We start from the raw sequence: 16143 nt of genomic DNA, 5'->3' as shown, positions 1-16143 counted from the left end.
CGGAAATTCTTATTCCCGTTTTCACTCAGATCGCGGATTCGCATCGAATGCTGTCGGAGGATTTACCGGTGGCATGCTTGGAATTTCCTGGTCTTTTGGAGTGTTTGAGCCATTGCTGCTTCCATTGGAATTTGGAACAGGCAGTAGCGGAACTTCCGGTTTATCTTCCCACTGACGTTTGCCAAAGATTTGTTCGAGGTCTTCTTTGAAGATGACTTCGCGTTCAAGCAGACGGCCTGCCAGTTGTGACAATTGTTCTTTGTGTCTGGAAAGAATGTCCTTGGTGCGTGCATAAGCGATGTCGATCATTTTCTTCACTTCGGAATCAATCGTCTCAGCTGTTTGTTCGCTGTAAGGTTTGTTGAAAGTATATTCTTGCTGACCGGAGCTATCGTAAAAACTGATGTTTCCGATTTTTTCATTCAATCCATAAATCGTCACCATGGCATAAGCCTGCTTGGTGATTTTTTCCAGATCACTCAGCGCACCGGTAGAGATTTTTCCGAAGATGATGTCTTCGGCCACACGTCCGCCGAGGGCCGCGCAGATTTCATCCATGAGCTGATCGGTAGTCGTGATTTGTCTTTCTTCAGGAAGATACCATGCAGCGCCGAGAGAATTACCGCGTGGAACGATGGTAACTTTAATCAGCGGGTGAGCATGTTCAAGCAACCAGCTCACTGCGGCATGACCGGCTTCGTGAAAAGCGATGACTTTCTTTTCCTGTGGAGAAATGATTTTGTTTTTCTTTTCAAGACCACCGATGATTCTGTCAATGGCATCGAGGAAGTCCTGTTTATCGATACTCGTTTTGTTCTTACGCGCGGCGATCAACGCTGCTTCGTTACAGACGTTTGCAATATCCGCGCCGGAGAATCCCGGTGTCTGGCGGGCAAGGAAATCGATATCGAGCGTGTCGTTAATTTTGAGTGGCTTCAGGTGAACGAGGAAAATTGCTTTACGTCCGTTCACATCCGGAAGCTCGACATAAATCTGGCGGTCAAAACGTCCGGGACGTAAAAGAGCTCTGTCGAGAATATCCGCACGGTTAGTAGCAGCAAGGATGATGACACCGGAATTGCTTCCGAAACCATCCATTTCCGTGAGCAACTGGTTGAGTGTACTTTCCCGCTCGTCATTCGCGGAGAAGGAAGGCGATTTGCCACGGGCACGACCGATCGCGTCAATTTCATCAATGAAAATAATACAAGGCGCTTTTTCTTTTGCCTGACGGAAAAGATCCCTTACACGGGAAGCTCCCACACCAACGAACATTTCTACGAAATCGGAACCAGACAAGGAGAAGAAAGGCACCTGTGCTTCGCCGGCAACGGCTTTTGCAAGGAGAGTTTTACCTGTTCCCGGAGGGCCCACAAGCAATGCTCCGCGTGGAATTTTTCCACCGAGGGTAGTATATTTTTTTGGCGTTTTGAGGAAGTCGACAATTTCCATGACTTCCACTTTCGCTTCTTCCAGACCTGCTACATCGTTGAAGGTAACACGTACCTGAAGATCTTTATCAAAGAGCTGAGCTTTTGATTTCCCGATATTGAAAATCTGGCTTCCGCCACCACCACCGCCCATCCGGCGCATGATGAAGACCCAGATAACAATAAAGAATCCGATCGGGAGTAACCAGTTCAGGACAATGTCCCAATAGCTGTGGCTGTCCTGCTCGTAGTCGATGCTGATTTTTTCTTCAGGCTTAAAATCTTTCTGAGCTTCCTCAACTTTTTTGGAAAAAAGTTCAGCCGGACCGGTATTCAGGTAGTAATGCGGACCCGGGTTTTCTACATTGCCCCAGGTTTTAAACCTGACATCTTTGTATTTCGGATCGCTGAGTTTGTCTTTTTTAATATAGATGTGCGCGACATCATTGGTGACCACGATACGGTCGACATCTTTGGAGACCAGCATGGTCCTTTCGAAATCATCAAAAAGTATTTTATGCTCGGCAGTACCCCATTGAAAAAACTGGGTAATGATCAAGACTACAATGATAATCCCGTAGATCCAGTAAAAATTAAAATTGAAGCGGGGAGAGTTTGGAAATTTTTTTCCGTCTTTCCCGCCTTTGGGCTGTCCGCCCGATGACTCGTTATTTCTATTGTTCTCGCTCATGGAAAATGTAATCGTATACGAAAGTCAAACATGATACCATCTTCATGGCATCCGACATATCGTCATCTTTAACAAAGTTACGGATTAATAGTTACTTGCAATACGCTGAATTTCGGCGTCCGCCCACAGGCGCTCGATTCCATAAAATTCCCGCTGTTCCTGGCGGAAAACGTGGGCAACCACATTGACATAATCGAGCAATATCCACTCTGAATTCGCCATTCCTTCGCGGTGAAGGGGATCTTCACCTTGTTTTTTGTAGACGAATTCTTCAACGGAACGGGCAATTGCGTCAATGTGAGTCCTGGAATCCGCGTGACAGACCACAAAAAAATCTGCCACGGCATTTTTTAAATTTCGGAGATCAATACAGACAATGTCCTTTGCTTTTTTTTCCTGCATTCCTTCCACAATCAAATCCTTCATTCGTACCGATTCATCTGTCTTTTTCGAAGGTTTTTTCGTTACCTTTCGCGAAGGAGATTTAGTCTTTTTGATCATTCTTCTGATTAAGTCTTATCAAGATTGAGGACGCAAAAGTACTGAAAATATTGTCGACACTTAAAGGTATTCCGTTCAGGACTTACCATTCTTTATTTTATGCAAAAAGAGTTAACAACCTTATTCACAGGGCGGCAGGTCATTTCTTTGGGGACGGTTATGTCTACCAATTCCTACCTTTCTGATTTGCTCCGAATGCGTATTATGCCTGAGGGAACCCTCCTGAAAGCATCAAGTCAGTCAGCCGGCCGCGGACAGGGTGAAACCCGCTGGTTTAGCGAAAAAGGCAAGAATATGTTGGTTAGCATCGCCTTTTTTCCCGTTTTTTTGCATGTAAAGGATATTTTCATGCTCAATAAAGCTTATTCCCTTGGCATTTTTGATTACGTCAAATCCCATGTTGGGAGCGATGTCCGAATCAAGTGGCCTAATGACATATATTTCAAAAACAAGAAGATTTGTGGGATCCTCGTAGAGAACCAAATCAACAGCAGTAGTATCAACCAGTCCATCCTTGGTATCGGTTTAAATGTAAACCAGGACGTGTTTCCGGATTTTTTGGATATCGCTATTTCCATGTCCCAGATAATAGGAAAGGAGTTGAATCTCGATGAAGAAATCAATGCCCTGTGCAATTTTCTTGAAGCGAGGTATCTTCAGCTGAAAAGAGGAGAATACGATTTACTCAACAGAGATTACCTGAACGTCCTGTATCGTTTTGACGAATGGTTTCCATTTGAAAAAGCGAATACAGTTTTCACTGCGAAAATCACCGGCATCGATCCTTCAGGCCGCCTTACCCTGAAATCGGAAGACGGCCAAGTTGTTTCGTATGACACCAAGGAGATTCGATTTATCTGATCGATAGTTAATCTGTTTTTGTTTACTGCTTCAACAGTTTCGAATCGCTCAGCAAGGTTCCATCGGGATTCAAAAGCTTAAAAGAATAAACTCCTGGAGTGAGGTCAGAAATATTGATGTCTGTATTTTTATCTTTTATTATTCCGCTTAAACAGATTTTGCCGTCCAGGGATACAATGGAATATGTCAATGAGTTTTCTTTTGAATGACATGACAATACTACTTTGTCAGAAGCGGGGTTGGGGAATAAGTGGTAGGACACTTCTTTTTGAACAGAAGGAACAGCCGTGCTTTGCGATAATTTCAAAACGGTTCCGTCATCGCCAACCGCATATCCTGTGCTTTCTTCAAAGATTTGAATATCGGATAAAGTATCTGCAGTAGAAGTGAAATCAAGGTTCCAGTTGAGACCACCGTCATTGGTTTTGTAAATTGTTCCACCGGTAAATAAAGCATACCCGTTTTGAGTATCTTGAAAATCAGCGGCGAATGCATATCCCGGTGTGTTCGCGTTCACGATCTGACTGCTGAACTGCACAAGTGAATCGCCGGGGAAGGGGACGCTTAGTGTGAAGTTGTAAAGCTTCCAGAGTGCATTCTGATTCGAAGGAACAAATCCGTTGTAATGATTCACAAACATATAACCGGTATCCAGCGCCGGGAAGTCAAGTGTTGTGTATGCATCCGCGTTCGGAAATGAAAAAACATCAGCCAGGTACCAGTTTGTTCCATTGGTCGTACGCGCGAAATTTGCCGAATACGTCGCGAAGCCTGAGTTCAATCCGCCCGCGACACCGGTTTGCTGATCCTGAAACTGGATCTGGTAAAGGGAATTGATTCCGCCTGTATATTGAAGCAAAGTATCCCAAGCTAGGCCCGAATTTGTTGACCTCAATAAATTACTTCCAACTGAATAGATATTCTGATGATCTGAGCTTCCCAATTGAGTTGGATGCGCGGTTCCGGGTTCTGTGCCGATCTGTGTCCAGCTATTGCCGGCATTATAAGTGATATATGTTCCACCGGTAAAATTGATTTGATCAAAGGTGCAAACCACGAATGTATCCTGATTCAAAACCAAACCGGAATACACATTTCCTGAAAATGCATGCGCGTTGATGTTGGACCAGGTTTGTCCACCATCACTTGTGAGGAGAACTGTTGCATTGTCGCCAACAACAATACCATAATCCGGATCAAGGAAATTGACATCTCGAAGTTTTTCTGTAGTGCCGGTTATCAGACTTGTCCATTGCGGAGGTGTCGAAAATGCTACAAGATTGCTGAGTAAAAGAATGAAGGATAGAATGAATGTAAATGGAGTGGGGGTAAATTTTTTCATAATGAATTTTTATTTGGAAGCGCAAAGTAAATCGTGGTTTTTGATTCCCGGAATTCGCTAACAAAGTTTAACGCTATCGGATGAAAAACGAACAGAATGAGGACATAAAAAAAAGATTTGTTGAGGAATCCTTAACAAATCTTTTTTGTGAATTTTTGGAACAACGTGTTTATGGCAATTCGTTGAGTTTGTGTACGAGGAGATTTAAAAAGTTCGTGAGTGGTTTGACTGCCATCATTTTCAGCATCGGATTCAGATCAGCATCGAATGCAAGTTGTACTTCGCAATTGTCAGAAAGATCTTTGATGGCGCAGTCGAGATTAAAATCAAAAGGAGCTTTTCCGTTTCTTGTAACTTTTATCTGACTATTCGGTGTCTTTTCAATAATTTTCATTCCAAGACTGGCCATTCCCGCGATGGTGAAACTGCATTCTTCTTCTGTCGATTGCCAGTTCGTTACCTGTTCAGGCATCAGTTTCTGGAAATTGTTGAAGTTGCTCAGGAAATTATAAATCTCAGCCTGTGTTTTTTTTACAACTACTTTGTCACTTTCGATACGAGTCATTGTTGAGGGAGTGTTTGTGAAGTGCGTGTGTGGTGTCTGTGATTTGCGAAAGTAATAGTCTGGACTCTGGTGTTTAGTGAAGGGTAATTTCTGAGTGCTCTAGGTTTTTTAGGTTAGCTATTTTATTCAATTAAAATTAAATAACGGTGAACCAGAAGCAAAATAACTCATAACTCATAATTCATAATTCAAAACTCATAACTCACTAAATCCCCCATGCTTCCGGAGCCTCTCGCCATTTACGGAGAGTGTCGAGATCGTTTTTGGAGATGTATTTTGCTTCAAGTGCTTTTTCGAGAAGGGTTTCGTAATCGCAGAGAGAAATATTCTGACAGTTTTCTTTTTCGAAATTCGCGTCTGCAAGCGGGAAGCCGTAGGTGAAAACAGAAATCATACCTTTCACTTTGCAACCTGCTTCGCGGAGTGCTTCGACAGCTTTGAGAGATGATTTGCCTGTAGAAATGAGGTCTTCAATGACAACTACTGACTGGCCCTTGCTGATTTCGCCTTCGATCAGATTTTCCCGACCATGATCCTTGGGGGAGGATCTGACATACACGAAAGGCAATCCCATGGCTTCCGCTACCAATGCTCCCTGAGCAATGGCTGCTGTGGCAACACCTGCGATACAGTCCGGCTTACCGAACTTTTCTTCGATTGCTTTAACAAGTGCCTGGCGGATGTATGTCCTGACTTTAGGATAGGATAAGCTTATTCTGTTGTCACAGTAAATCGGTGATTTCCATCCTGAAGCCCAGGTAAAAGGCTTGTCGGGTTGTAATTTTATCGCTTTGATCTGGAGGAGGTATTCGGCAATATTCCCTGCCGTTTCGTCTTTTACTGGCATAGGACAAACGTACACGATTTCCGCCACTTGACAAAGTGAACAACAAATCAAAAAAATGATTTTCATCAGATCAATGCATTGCGTTCAATCGCTTACCTTTGTCATGCATCAGGTTTAGCGGTAAAGAAGGATGAAAGAAAAAAGCGAATTCAAAGTTTTTGTAAATGATAAACCCTTTCTCATCAGGGAGATTTACAATCCTCTCAAAGAAGATTCTTCAGAGGGAATCCAGGTGTTGAGTGAATCCGCGATGCCGCTCGAGAAGGCAGTCGGTGAATTGGAGAGAAATAAAAAGTGGAAACAAGTTATTTATTTGTCGGATTCTCCCGCTCAATGCTGGCTTCGTTTTGTCTCTTTGTATACATTGATAGAAGCAGCAGGTGGATTGGTGAAAAATGAGGAAGATAAATACCTGGTGATTTTCAGAAGAGGAAAATGGGATTTACCAAAAGGAAAACTCGACTATGATGAAACTCCTGAACAGGCCGCTGTGCGCGAAGTGGAAGAGGAGTGTGGAATTGGTCAGTTGAGAATTCTCAAAGCATTGCCTGCAACATTTCATACCTATCCTGAGGGCGGTAAGCGCATTCTCAAAAAAACACATTGGTACCTGATGGATTCCGAAGACAAACGTGAACTTGTTCCACAGGCGGAAGAAGATATTCAGGAAGCTGTGTGGATGTCGGAAGAGGAAATAATAAAAACTGTTTATCCAAAAACGTATATTTCAATCCGGGATCTGCTGGAAACTTTTTTTACTCCTGTGAAGTAAGCATTATTTGAACTCTACGTAGCTGGTGGTGATCAGGATATTTTCTGTGGTGTAGAGCGTAACTTTATAGGCCGCAGCTTCAGGAAATGTCACGATGGTAAAGCCACGGTTTTTATCAGCTGAAAAAGAAAATTGACTCGAGTTCACGAACCGGCTGTATTCTTCGCCTTCTTTTTTCCAGATATCCACAATTCTGTTTTTGTTGTTTTCATCGAACGGTTCTATGTAGAGATGCAATTTGCCATGTGTTCCTCGAAATGAAAATTCCGTATTCAGATTGGCGCCATCACCAAGTGGGCCGTCTGAAAAAAGTATCTGAGTAGTGTGCAAACTGTCGGGAGCAAGAGCCACAGCATCAGTTTCATGTTGAGAATCTCCTTCCTGCATGGCATCAGAAACACTTAATACTTCATCCGCGAGAAGTTTGTTATCGTAATCGTAATAACGAATTCTGTAATCTCCGCTTTCAACAATCCTGAAATCATTCACAATGCTCTCCTTTGTCGGGTCGCTGAAAAATGAAATCTCATTGATTTTTTGGAAAGCGCTCTTCTTCAGCTTTTCGAAAGTGATTTTTATTTTTCTGGTATCCAGTTTTCCATTCGAGGCTTTATAAAACATCTTCACTGTTTGTCCGCCCGGATCCATTATCAGTGATTCCATGATTCCCACAGGCTGACCGGCAGGTGTGACACTTTCACAAAACACAAGGGTTCCCTGTGCATTGGCGGTAGTGCGAATGCAATTCAGTCCGAGAACAACAAGCAATGTGATGAGTAACCGATTCATTTGTATGAATGAATTAGAAATAATCTTCCCGTATCTTTTGATTGTTTGAATATCTAACGCAGGGATATCGAATCTATTTGAAGAAATTCCGAAGGAAATTAAACTGTAACGGCAACCGGAACAAATTTGGAAACATCTCCCTGGTAGAGCAGGATGTCACGGACGATCGTGGAGGAGATATGTGACAATGCAGGATCGGATACAATAAAAATAGTTTCTACTTCCGGAATCATGGCCCTGTTCATCTGTGCAATCGCACGCTCGAATTCAAAGTCTGCTGATGTACGCAGTCCACGCAGGATGTACTGCGCGCCAATCTGTTTGCAAAACTCAACAGTGAGTCCGCTGTATCTTTCAACCCTGACCTTGCTTTGATTTTCAAAAGTCTTTTTAATAAAATGTTCCCGTCTGTCCTGTGAGAAATAATAATGTTTGTTTGAATTGTAACCAATACCGATAACGATTTCATCAAATAAATCCAGACAACGGCTCACAATGCTTTCGTGCCCTTTCGTGATTGGATCAAATGATCCCGGGAATACTGCGATTTTTTTTGATGACATTCGGAGTGGTTGTTAGTTGTTAGTTGTTAGGTGTTAGGTGTTGATGCTTGGTGCTTGGTGCTTGGTGCTTAGATTGAGATATCAAATATCGAAAATAATTTTAAAGTTTTCCTAACAATAATCCTGGTACCTTGTACTAATTACATGGTACAAGGTGCCAGGTACCAAGTAAATTAAGCTTCATAAAACGAAAACCCCACATTCCCATACTTCCGTATTTCGGTGGCCGGGATTTTTGAATTTAGTTCTCGTTTGGATTGATGTTCAACGATAAGAATTCCTCCGGGTTCGAGTAGATTTCTTTCAAAAACCAGATCCGGGATCTGGTCGGTTTCGGCTTGATCAAATGGCGGATCAGCGAATATCAGATCGTAGGTGGAGGTGTTTTGTTTCAGGAACTTGTAGACATCGGAACGAATGCATTTCAGTTCTTTGATGCCAAGTTTTGCTGCGGTATCATTCAGGTATTTGACACAATTGAAATGAATATCCACAGCGGTAACACTTTTCGCGCCTCTGGACGCGAATTCAAGACTGATTCCGCCGACTCCGCTAAACAGATCAAGCACACGCAGGGATTCAAAATCGATTTTGTTGTTGAGGATATTGAATAAGCCCGACTTCGCGTAATCTGTTGTCGGCCTCACAGGCAAAGAAGCCGGAGCAAGTAAAGTGCGGCCTCCGTATTTTCCTCCTATGATTCGCAAAGGGCCAGACTAAAAAGCGGGTGAAAGAACTGGGAAGGCAAATCCTTGAAGCCGTAACTGTATTCGGCAGGACCAGGACGCGTGCTGAAGCTCAGGTTACGAATGTAACGGAACAAGAGTTTATACAAGGCGGATTCTTTTTCGATATTTCCGGCAAGTCTAACATCGATTGTTTCCGGATTCATATCGAGCTGTTCGCAAAGGAAGAGAACGAAATACAAGGTATCTTCAATGCCTTTGCAGGAAAATGAATTCATCAGAATGAGATTCTTTCCGTCGGTGACAATCGCGTCCATGTCGTTACCGTAAAAATTCAGAAAGAGTTGTCGCTCCTGGTGCGTACGTGCAAACATGCTCATACTTTCCAGGAGAGCCCTGGAGTGGTGAACAATTTCAGGATCTTCAAAAAGATGATTCAGTTCGGTAACCAGGGAAGTTGGAATGGCAAAAACAGAATACAATTGAAAAAACGGAACTGGGGTTGCGTAAACAGTCATGTCCTGTTCTACTGGGAAATTAAACTGAAGGTAACCCTGCTCATCGCCTTTGCGGAATAAACCATCCGGCACCAATGTGTAATACGGAGTGGAAATACTTACTGTGACCCTGGCAAATTCATATTTCCTGAGCAACTTACTTTGAGCGGAAATTTTTTCAAAAACTTCCGTCCATTGTGTTTCAGTTTTTTTAGGATCAGCAGGAAAACATTCAAGTGCGAGAAAGCAATTCTCTTTTAGCTCCTTCAAAGCAAGCTGAATTCCGCCCGGTTCCACGGAAACAAACAGATCGCAACGCCCGGCGGTTTGCGTTTCCAGGCTTTCATCAAGGATGAAAATGGAAGCGGATTCCGGTGAGGAACGACTGCGAAAAATGTTTTCTGTAGTGAGGCTCAAGATGTTCTGTTTGAACTAAGGCAAATCTACGAATTAAACCCAAAAATCATTTCGCATCGCAGATAAATAGCGCCGGAAAGATGAAATAGGCTTAAATTTTAGAGTGAATCCGGATTTATTTTTAGTTTTGCCGCCTCTTCCGAATTCAGGAAGAAATGGACGCTTAGCTCAGTTGGTTTAGAGCATTACCTTGACAGGGTAGGGGTCACAGGTTCGAATCCTGTAGCGTCCACTTTTTTTATTGGTTATTAGTTTTTGGTTGTTGGTTTTTGGTACCCTTTGGATTGAAAATCTTTCATTTCTTTAAACACCCAAACTTGAGACTTGCACTTGCACTTACACTTACTCTTCCACTCATCATCAAATGTTAAAATCAGGCTGGTTGAATTGAACGATCCTGCCTCGCAGTTTTAATAATTAAAATTTTGTAATTTCAAGCTCCCCAACCAACAATCCTAATCCAATGAGCGAACCCTTAAAGCGAAGAAGCTTCATCTCCCGTGTAACTCTCGGACTGGTGTCAGCAATTGCTGTTCCTTTCAACGGAATTTCAAATTCAATCAAAGAATCTATCAATCCTGAGGACAAGAAAATGAACCCGATAAAAAATATCAAACCCCTTGGATTTATGTGGGACACCGCAGATCCGTTTTTGTTTTGTGTTCATCATGAAGACAAATTTCCAAAAGGAAATGCGGAGATGGGTCCGGTTACATCGATGCAGGGAAGAAATCTCGGCGATGATTTTATCATCAAGGATGGTTTCAGAATGTATCACGGGAAAAAAGTTCCCGGTTTTCCCGGTCATCCTCACCGGGGATTTGAAACGATTACGGTGGTCAGACAAGGTATCGTGGATCACGCGGATTCCATGGGTGCGGCAGGAAGATATGGTAATGGTGATGTGCAATGGATGACTGCAGGCAAAGGTGTTCAGCATTCGGAAATGTTTCCACTGCTGAGTGAAAAGAAGGAAAATCCGATGGAGCTTTTTCAGATCTGGCTGAATCTTCCGAAGAAAAATAAAATGGTTGAGCCGCATTTTAAAATGTTATGGCAGGATATGATTCCACGTTATGTTCACAAAGACAATAACGGAAAATCAACAACAGTTGAAGTGATTGCCGGTAAGATCGGAAGTATCAAAGCTCCTGCGCCTCCGCCGGATTCCTGGGCCGCGACAGAGAGTAATGAAGTTGCTATATGGAATATTAAAATGAATCCGGGCGCGGTCTGGACTTTGCCAAAAGCTTCTGCAGGAATTAACCGTACCGTTTATTTCTATGAAGGTGAATCGCTCAATCTTGCAGGTACTTCCATTCCCAAATACAATGCGGTGGAACTCGAAGCCAATATGGATGTATTGGTTCAGGCAGGTGATCAGCCGACTAGTATCTTATTGCTCCAAGGAAAACCGATTGGTGAAACCGTCATTCAATACGGACCATTTGTGATGAACACCAAGGAAGAAATCAACCAGGCTTTTGAAGATTATCACCGCACTCAATTCGGTGGCTGGCCATGGCCGAGATATGATCAGGTTCACCCGCGTGAAAAAAGCAGGTTTGCCAAACACGCGGATGGGAAGGAAGAGGTGAAGAGTAGTTAGTTGACCTACAATTGAGCCAAAATAACTATGTAGTTTTTACCGTAAGCCTTCGCGCACTTCGGACAGTAAGGATAGTAGAACAATAATTTCTTTGCTTCTTTTCCTTTAGAATGGACATACACCTTCATCTGTTCTACGAACTTCGCCATCTCGTTGTAGGAACCTTCGAAAACTTTTGATAAAAAAGTGCCGGAAATCTTTTCCATTTCCGCCTGAGGGATTTCCTTTTCTACCGCGATATGGACTTCAGATCCCCAGGGAGATTTTTCTTCTGACAAAACAAGCTGTTCTTTGCTTTTCGCTCCGGCGTGTTCAATTATTTCCATGTTTTTCTCCATCACCTTTCCAAAGTTCAGCGGAATGTGAAAAATACTGGTGACATGATCTTTCAGAAATAATTTGTCCGTGAAAGTCACTTCTTTTTCCTGCCAGGCATCAAGGTTAAATCGTGGGCAACATCCTGTTTCGAAATTTTCAGCGGTTTTCATGATTCTTCGGTTTTGTCTATTAAAGTTAGATACAAACACAAAAAAATACTATGACCAATGATCAGAATTGGTATTATTTCTGCCTATAGAAATGCTGTGATTTTGCAGGAATAAAATTTGAAACTGGAATTTTGAAAAATAATTGAAAGCCCGAACAAATCAGATAATCTTCCAGATCATGTGAACGCCAAATCCAATCAGTGCGCAACCGATGACACGGTTCACCCAAAGGATGACATTGGCTTTTAAAAGATTTTTAATACGGTTAGCGACAAATGATTTCAGTAAATCAGTCCCAAAGACTGTCAATAAAACAGAAGCAAAGAATGCAGCCTCTTCGCTCCGGTTATAGGATTTCAGACTCACCATACTGATTACACTCAGCCAGAAAAGTAAAACCGCCGGGTTCATGATGTTGAGGAGAAATCCCTGCAACATAAATTTGGCATGGACGGTTTTTTTGTCATCATCCACTTCTTTTACTTTTATTTTCTTGATGAAATTGACAACACCAAATCCAATCAGCAAGATCCCTCCGATCCAACCCATCAGGGTTTTGTTTTGTTCCATGAGGTTAAGCTGAGCAGCGAAAAAATAACAAACGGCGATGACTGTCGCGTCACTGATGAATACGCCAATTGCCATGTGTACACCCGCCTTGAACCCTTCGTGCAGACTCGTTTGCAGCAAAGCAAAAAACACCGGCCCCAGCATGATTGCCAGCAACAGTCCAAAAGTAAATCCGCTGAAAATGGGTTCGAGCATTTTTTGGGTTCCGGGTTTGTGGTTAGTGGTTAGTGGTTAGTGCTTAGTGGTTGGGAGAATTGAGATCTGCTCAAACTTTGAACTTCGAACCCGGAACCCGGAACTAGCCAGCAATATATTGCTTCCACTCCTCCAACTGCGAAGCTTTGAGTACGCGGGGGAATTTGTTTTGTCCGCCGAGCCTGCCGTTGTTGCTCATGTAGTTGTAGAACTTAATTGCAGGAAGTGTTTCGATAATGACTTCTTTCAATGCAGAGACACGTTCAACGGCGTAATCGTCGTTCAGTTCTTTTAGTTTTTTATCGAGTAAAAGTTTGGCCTGGGCTCTGTCCAGATTTCCATTCACACCAAGAAACCAGTGATGGGCAAAAGATCCTTCGTAAGGAATTCCGGCGACAGTGAATTCGGGGATTTCAACATTGAGTTGTTCCGCGACATATTCGACAGCTTTGTTCATGTTATCGACACTGAGATGTTCGCCAACCAGACTGAGGAAATGTTTTGTTCTTCCGCTAATGACGATTTCGCAGTTCTCTTTGTTGACAAATCGAACAACATCACCAATCATATATCTCCATGCTCCGGCGCAGGTGCTGATTAGAATGGCGTAATCAACACCTTCTTTTACTTCATTCACCAGTAATGCCTGAGGGTTTTGTTTTAGTTCTCCATTCGCGTCGAAGTTCTCATCGTTGAAAGGAACGAATTCATAAAACAGTCCGTTGTTCAGGATGAGTTTCATGTAACGTACATCCGGTTCTGCCTGGAACGCGATGAAGCCTTCCGAAGCAGGATACATTTCGATGAAGTGTACAGGTTTGGAAAAGAAACGCTCAAAGCTTCTGCGGTATGGCTCGAAAGAAACACCACCATGAGCGACTACCTGGAGATTGGGCCAAATATCGTGGATGCTTTTTAACTTGTAACGTTCGATTACTTTTTCCATCAGCAGCTGAACCCATGAAGGAACACCGGTAATAATTCCGATATCCCATTTGTCGGCCTGCTTGGTAATTTCTTCGAGTTTGATATTCCAGTCTTTCTCCTTGGAAATTTTTTTTCCGGGTTTGTAATATTGCTGAAACCAGATCGGAACACGTCGGGCGGAAATTCCGCTCACATCACCTTCGTAATATCCACCGTGTCTGTTGAGTTGTGTTGATCCGCCAAGCCAGAGAATTCCTTTTTCAAAAAAAGAAGCCGGTAAATCGTATTTGCTGAGTGTGATAATCTGACGAATGCTTGCTTTGCGCAAGGATTTCACCATGTCGTTGGTGACAGGAATGTGTTTGCTTGCGGATTCAGAAGTGCCTGAACTCAGGGCGAAATAATTCACATGTCCCGGCCAGCAGACATTTTCTTCTTCGGCCAGACAACGATGCCACCAGTTCTGAAAAATAGAGTTGTAATTGAAAACCGGAACGTCATTCTGGAATGCCCTGACAAAATTCCGGGAGTCAAGCATCTTGCTAAAACCGTAATGATTGCCAAAAGCGGTATGCTCCGCTTTTCGCATGAGTTTACGTAATTCCTTACGCTGGTGTTGAATAGGAGTATAATCACGCAGTTTGACGCGTGTACCCAGTTTCAATCCCTGTTTAATAAGAGCTCCGATCAGCGGCATTTCATTTCTTTGGCTGAGCGAAAATAAGGAAATTCAGTTAATATGGTAATGGTGTAGGGTTTCGAGTTCTGAGTTCCGGGTTGTTCATGAAGAAGGGGCGGGGGACGATTTGTTATTGAGTTATTAAGTTACTAAGTTATTGAGTTATTGAGTTATTAGGTTATTAGGTTTCGAGAAAACTTCTTGAGTATTGTTTATTTTTGAATGGGCCATTTCATTGTTATATTTTCTCTCTCCTGCCTAATCGTTCATCCCCCGTCACCCGTCCCTCGCCCCCTGTCTCTAAAAAAAAAGCCCCGCATTCGCGAGGCTCTTAAAAAAATAAGGAAGGATAAATTACATATTGCTGATTAATTCATCTCCGAATTCAGAGCATTTCAGCAGTGTAGCTCCCTGCATCTGGCGTTCGAAATCGTAAGTAACACGTTTCTTCGCGATGCTTTTTTCCATGCTCTTGTAGATAAGGTTAGCGGCTTCGATCCATCCGAGGTGTTCCAGCATCATCGCTCCGGAAAGAATTACTGAACCCGGATTTACTTTGTCCTGATCCGCATATTTTGGCGCTGTACCGTGAGTAGCTTCGAAGATCGCATGTCCGGTCACATAGTTGATATTCGCTCCCGGAGCAATACCGATTCCACCAACTTGTGCAGCCAATGCGTCACTGAGGTAATCTCCATTCAGATTGAGTGTTGCGATCACATCAAAATCTTCCGGACGAGTGAGTACCTGTTGCAGAGTGATGTCAGCAATGGAATCTTTCACAAGAATTCTTCCTGCTGCCAAAGCCGCTTTTTGTTCTTCATTAGCTGCAGCTTCACCTTTTTCTTTTTTAGTTTTCTCCCAGGTCGACCATGTGTAAACCTTGTCGCCATATTTCTTTTCAGCGACAGCATAGCCCCAGTCACGGAATGCACCTTCAGTGTATTTCATGATATTGCCTTTGTGAACGATGGTCACCGATTTCTTTTTGTGAAGAATCGCGTAATCGATCGCTGAGCTGATCAAACGCTCGGAACCAATTTTTGAAACCGGTTTAATACCGATTCCAACGGCAACCGCTGTGCTATCTGAAGAACCGGCAGCCTGTAAAAAGCCTTTGCCTTTTTCTTCTGTACCAAAACGAATCTTATTGAAATCTTTCGGAAATTCTTTCGCGATAAAATCCAAAACCTTTTGTGCTTCCGGTGAACCGGCAACAAATTCAATTCCCGCGTAGATATCTTCTGTGTTCTCACGGAAAATAACCATGTCAACAGCACCCGGATTTTTCACCGGAGAAGGAACACCTTCAAACCAACGCACGGGACGCAGACAAACGTACAAATCAAGAATCTGACGTAATGCCACATTGAGGGAACGGATACCTCCGCCAACAGGAGTTGTCAGCGGACCTTTAATACCAACGAGATATTCTTTGAATGCGTCGAGCGTTTCATCGGGCAACCAGTTTCCTGTTTTCTTGAACGATTTTTCACCGGCAAGAACTTCTTTCCATTCAATCTTCTTTTTGCCTGCATACGCTTTTTCTACCGCTGCATCCAAAACACGCACAGAAGCACGCCAGATATCCGGACCGGTGCCATCGCCTTCAATAAATGGAATAATAGGTTGATCGGGAACCGTTAACTTTCCGCCCGACATGGTAATTTTATTTCCTGACATAGTATTGATATATTAAAAATGGAGGGCGAAA

At 43.0% G+C, this 16143-nt stretch carries 16 protein-coding genes and 1 tRNA gene; 4 read left to right on the top strand and 13 right to left on the bottom strand.

Annotated features, from left to right (window positions below; all coding sequences use genetic code 11):
- Positions 1-21: 21 nt before the first annotated feature.
- Both ftsH and rsfS read right to left on the bottom strand, forming a co-directional pair.
- Positions 22-2121, bottom strand: a complete 2100-nt coding sequence (gene ftsH, locus IPP86_05030) for an ATP-dependent zinc metalloprotease FtsH (GenBank protein MBL0137881.1) — start codon at positions 2119-2121, stop codon at positions 22-24.
- A gap of 84 nt (positions 2122-2205) precedes the next feature.
- Positions 2206-2622, bottom strand: coding sequence for a ribosome silencing factor (gene rsfS, locus IPP86_05025; GenBank protein ID MBL0137880.1), 417 nt, complete (start codon positions 2620-2622; stop codon positions 2206-2208).
- Between the two features lie 99 nt (positions 2623-2721).
- Between rsfS and IPP86_05020 the strand changes: the two genes are divergently transcribed.
- Complete coding sequence (locus IPP86_05020) at positions 2722-3483, top strand: biotin--[acetyl-CoA-carboxylase] ligase (GenBank protein MBL0137879.1); 762 nt, start codon at positions 2722-2724, stop codon at positions 3481-3483.
- Between the two features lie 22 nt (positions 3484-3505).
- Here the strand turns inward: IPP86_05020 and IPP86_05015 are convergent, their stop codons facing one another.
- The 3 genes from IPP86_05015 to IPP86_05005 form a co-directional block, all read right to left on the bottom strand.
- Positions 3506-4825 (bottom strand): T9SS type A sorting domain-containing protein, encoded by a 1320-nt coding sequence (locus IPP86_05015; protein MBL0137878.1) that lies wholly within the window; start codon positions 4823-4825, stop codon positions 3506-3508.
- A gap of 169 nt (positions 4826-4994) precedes the next feature.
- On the bottom strand, positions 4995-5390 hold the full coding sequence (locus IPP86_05010) for an SRPBCC family protein (protein MBL0137877.1): 396 nt from the start codon (positions 5388-5390) through the stop codon (positions 4995-4997).
- Positions 5391-5595: 205 nt separating this feature from the next.
- On the bottom strand, positions 5596-6237 hold the full coding sequence (locus tag IPP86_05005; GenBank protein ID MBL0137876.1) for an orotate phosphoribosyltransferase: 642 nt from the start codon (positions 6235-6237) through the stop codon (positions 5596-5598).
- Positions 6238-6367: 130 nt separating this feature from the next.
- On the opposite strand from IPP86_05005, the gene IPP86_05000 reads away from it, so the two are divergent.
- Positions 6368-7009, top strand: coding sequence for an NUDIX domain-containing protein (locus tag IPP86_05000; protein ID MBL0137875.1), 642 nt, complete (start codon positions 6368-6370; stop codon positions 7007-7009).
- 3 nt (positions 7010-7012) lie between these two features.
- Here the strand turns inward: IPP86_05000 and IPP86_04995 are convergent, their stop codons facing one another.
- The 4 genes from IPP86_04995 to IPP86_04980 form a co-directional block, all read right to left on the bottom strand.
- Entirely contained in the window at positions 7013-7798 is a 786-nt protein-coding gene (locus IPP86_04995; GenBank protein ID MBL0137874.1) for a hypothetical protein, read from the bottom strand.
- 98 nt (positions 7799-7896) lie between these two features.
- Positions 7897-8361, bottom strand: a complete 465-nt coding sequence (gene coaD / locus IPP86_04990; GenBank protein ID MBL0137873.1) for a pantetheine-phosphate adenylyltransferase — start codon at positions 8359-8361, stop codon at positions 7897-7899.
- 173 nt (positions 8362-8534) lie between these two features.
- A complete protein-coding gene (gene rsmD, locus IPP86_04985) occupies positions 8535-9068 on the bottom strand; it encodes a 16S rRNA (guanine(966)-N(2))-methyltransferase RsmD (protein ID MBL0137872.1) in 534 nt (177 codons plus the stop codon).
- The gene (locus IPP86_04980; protein ID MBL0137871.1) at positions 9056-9961 is read right to left on the bottom strand and encodes a DUF3822 family protein; all 906 of its coding nucleotides are present in this window, start codon (positions 9959-9961) and stop codon (positions 9056-9058) included. Before IPP86_04980 ends, rsmD begins: the two co-directional genes overlap by 13 nt.
- A gap of 157 nt (positions 9962-10118) precedes the next feature.
- On the opposite strand from IPP86_04980, the gene IPP86_04975 reads away from it, so the two are divergent.
- Positions 10119-10193, top strand: a tRNA-Val gene (locus IPP86_04975).
- Between the two features lie 231 nt (positions 10194-10424).
- The gene (locus IPP86_04970; GenBank protein ID MBL0137870.1) at positions 10425-11570 is read left to right on the top strand and encodes a pirin family protein; all 1146 of its coding nucleotides are present in this window, start codon (positions 10425-10427) and stop codon (positions 11568-11570) included.
- Between the two features lie 5 nt (positions 11571-11575).
- Here the strand turns inward: IPP86_04970 and IPP86_04965 are convergent, their stop codons facing one another.
- The 4 genes from IPP86_04965 to icd all read right to left on the bottom strand — a co-directional run bounded on the left by IPP86_04965 (position 11576) and on the right by icd (position 16112).
- Entirely contained in the window at positions 11576-12058 is a 483-nt protein-coding gene (locus IPP86_04965; protein ID MBL0137869.1) for a hypothetical protein, read from the bottom strand.
- 159 nt (positions 12059-12217) lie between these two features.
- The gene (locus IPP86_04960; GenBank protein MBL0137868.1) at positions 12218-12823 is read right to left on the bottom strand and encodes a LysE family translocator; all 606 of its coding nucleotides are present in this window, start codon (positions 12821-12823) and stop codon (positions 12218-12220) included.
- Positions 12824-12926: 103 nt separating this feature from the next.
- The gene (locus IPP86_04955) at positions 12927-14447 is read right to left on the bottom strand and encodes a GH3 auxin-responsive promoter family protein (protein ID MBL0137867.1); all 1521 of its coding nucleotides are present in this window, start codon (positions 14445-14447) and stop codon (positions 12927-12929) included.
- A 336-nt stretch (positions 14448-14783) separates the two neighbouring features.
- Positions 14784-16112, bottom strand: coding sequence for an NADP-dependent isocitrate dehydrogenase (gene icd, locus IPP86_04950; GenBank protein ID MBL0137866.1), 1329 nt, complete (start codon positions 16110-16112; stop codon positions 14784-14786).
- Positions 16113-16143: the final 31 nt, after the last annotated feature.

The organism is Bacteroidota bacterium, assembly GCA_016720935.1.
GTDB lineage: Bacteria > Bacteroidota > Bacteroidia > AKYH767-A > 2013-40CM-41-45 > JADKJP01.
Note: the sequence above shows the minus strand (reverse complement) of the source record. Positions and strands in the feature narration are given on the sequence as shown.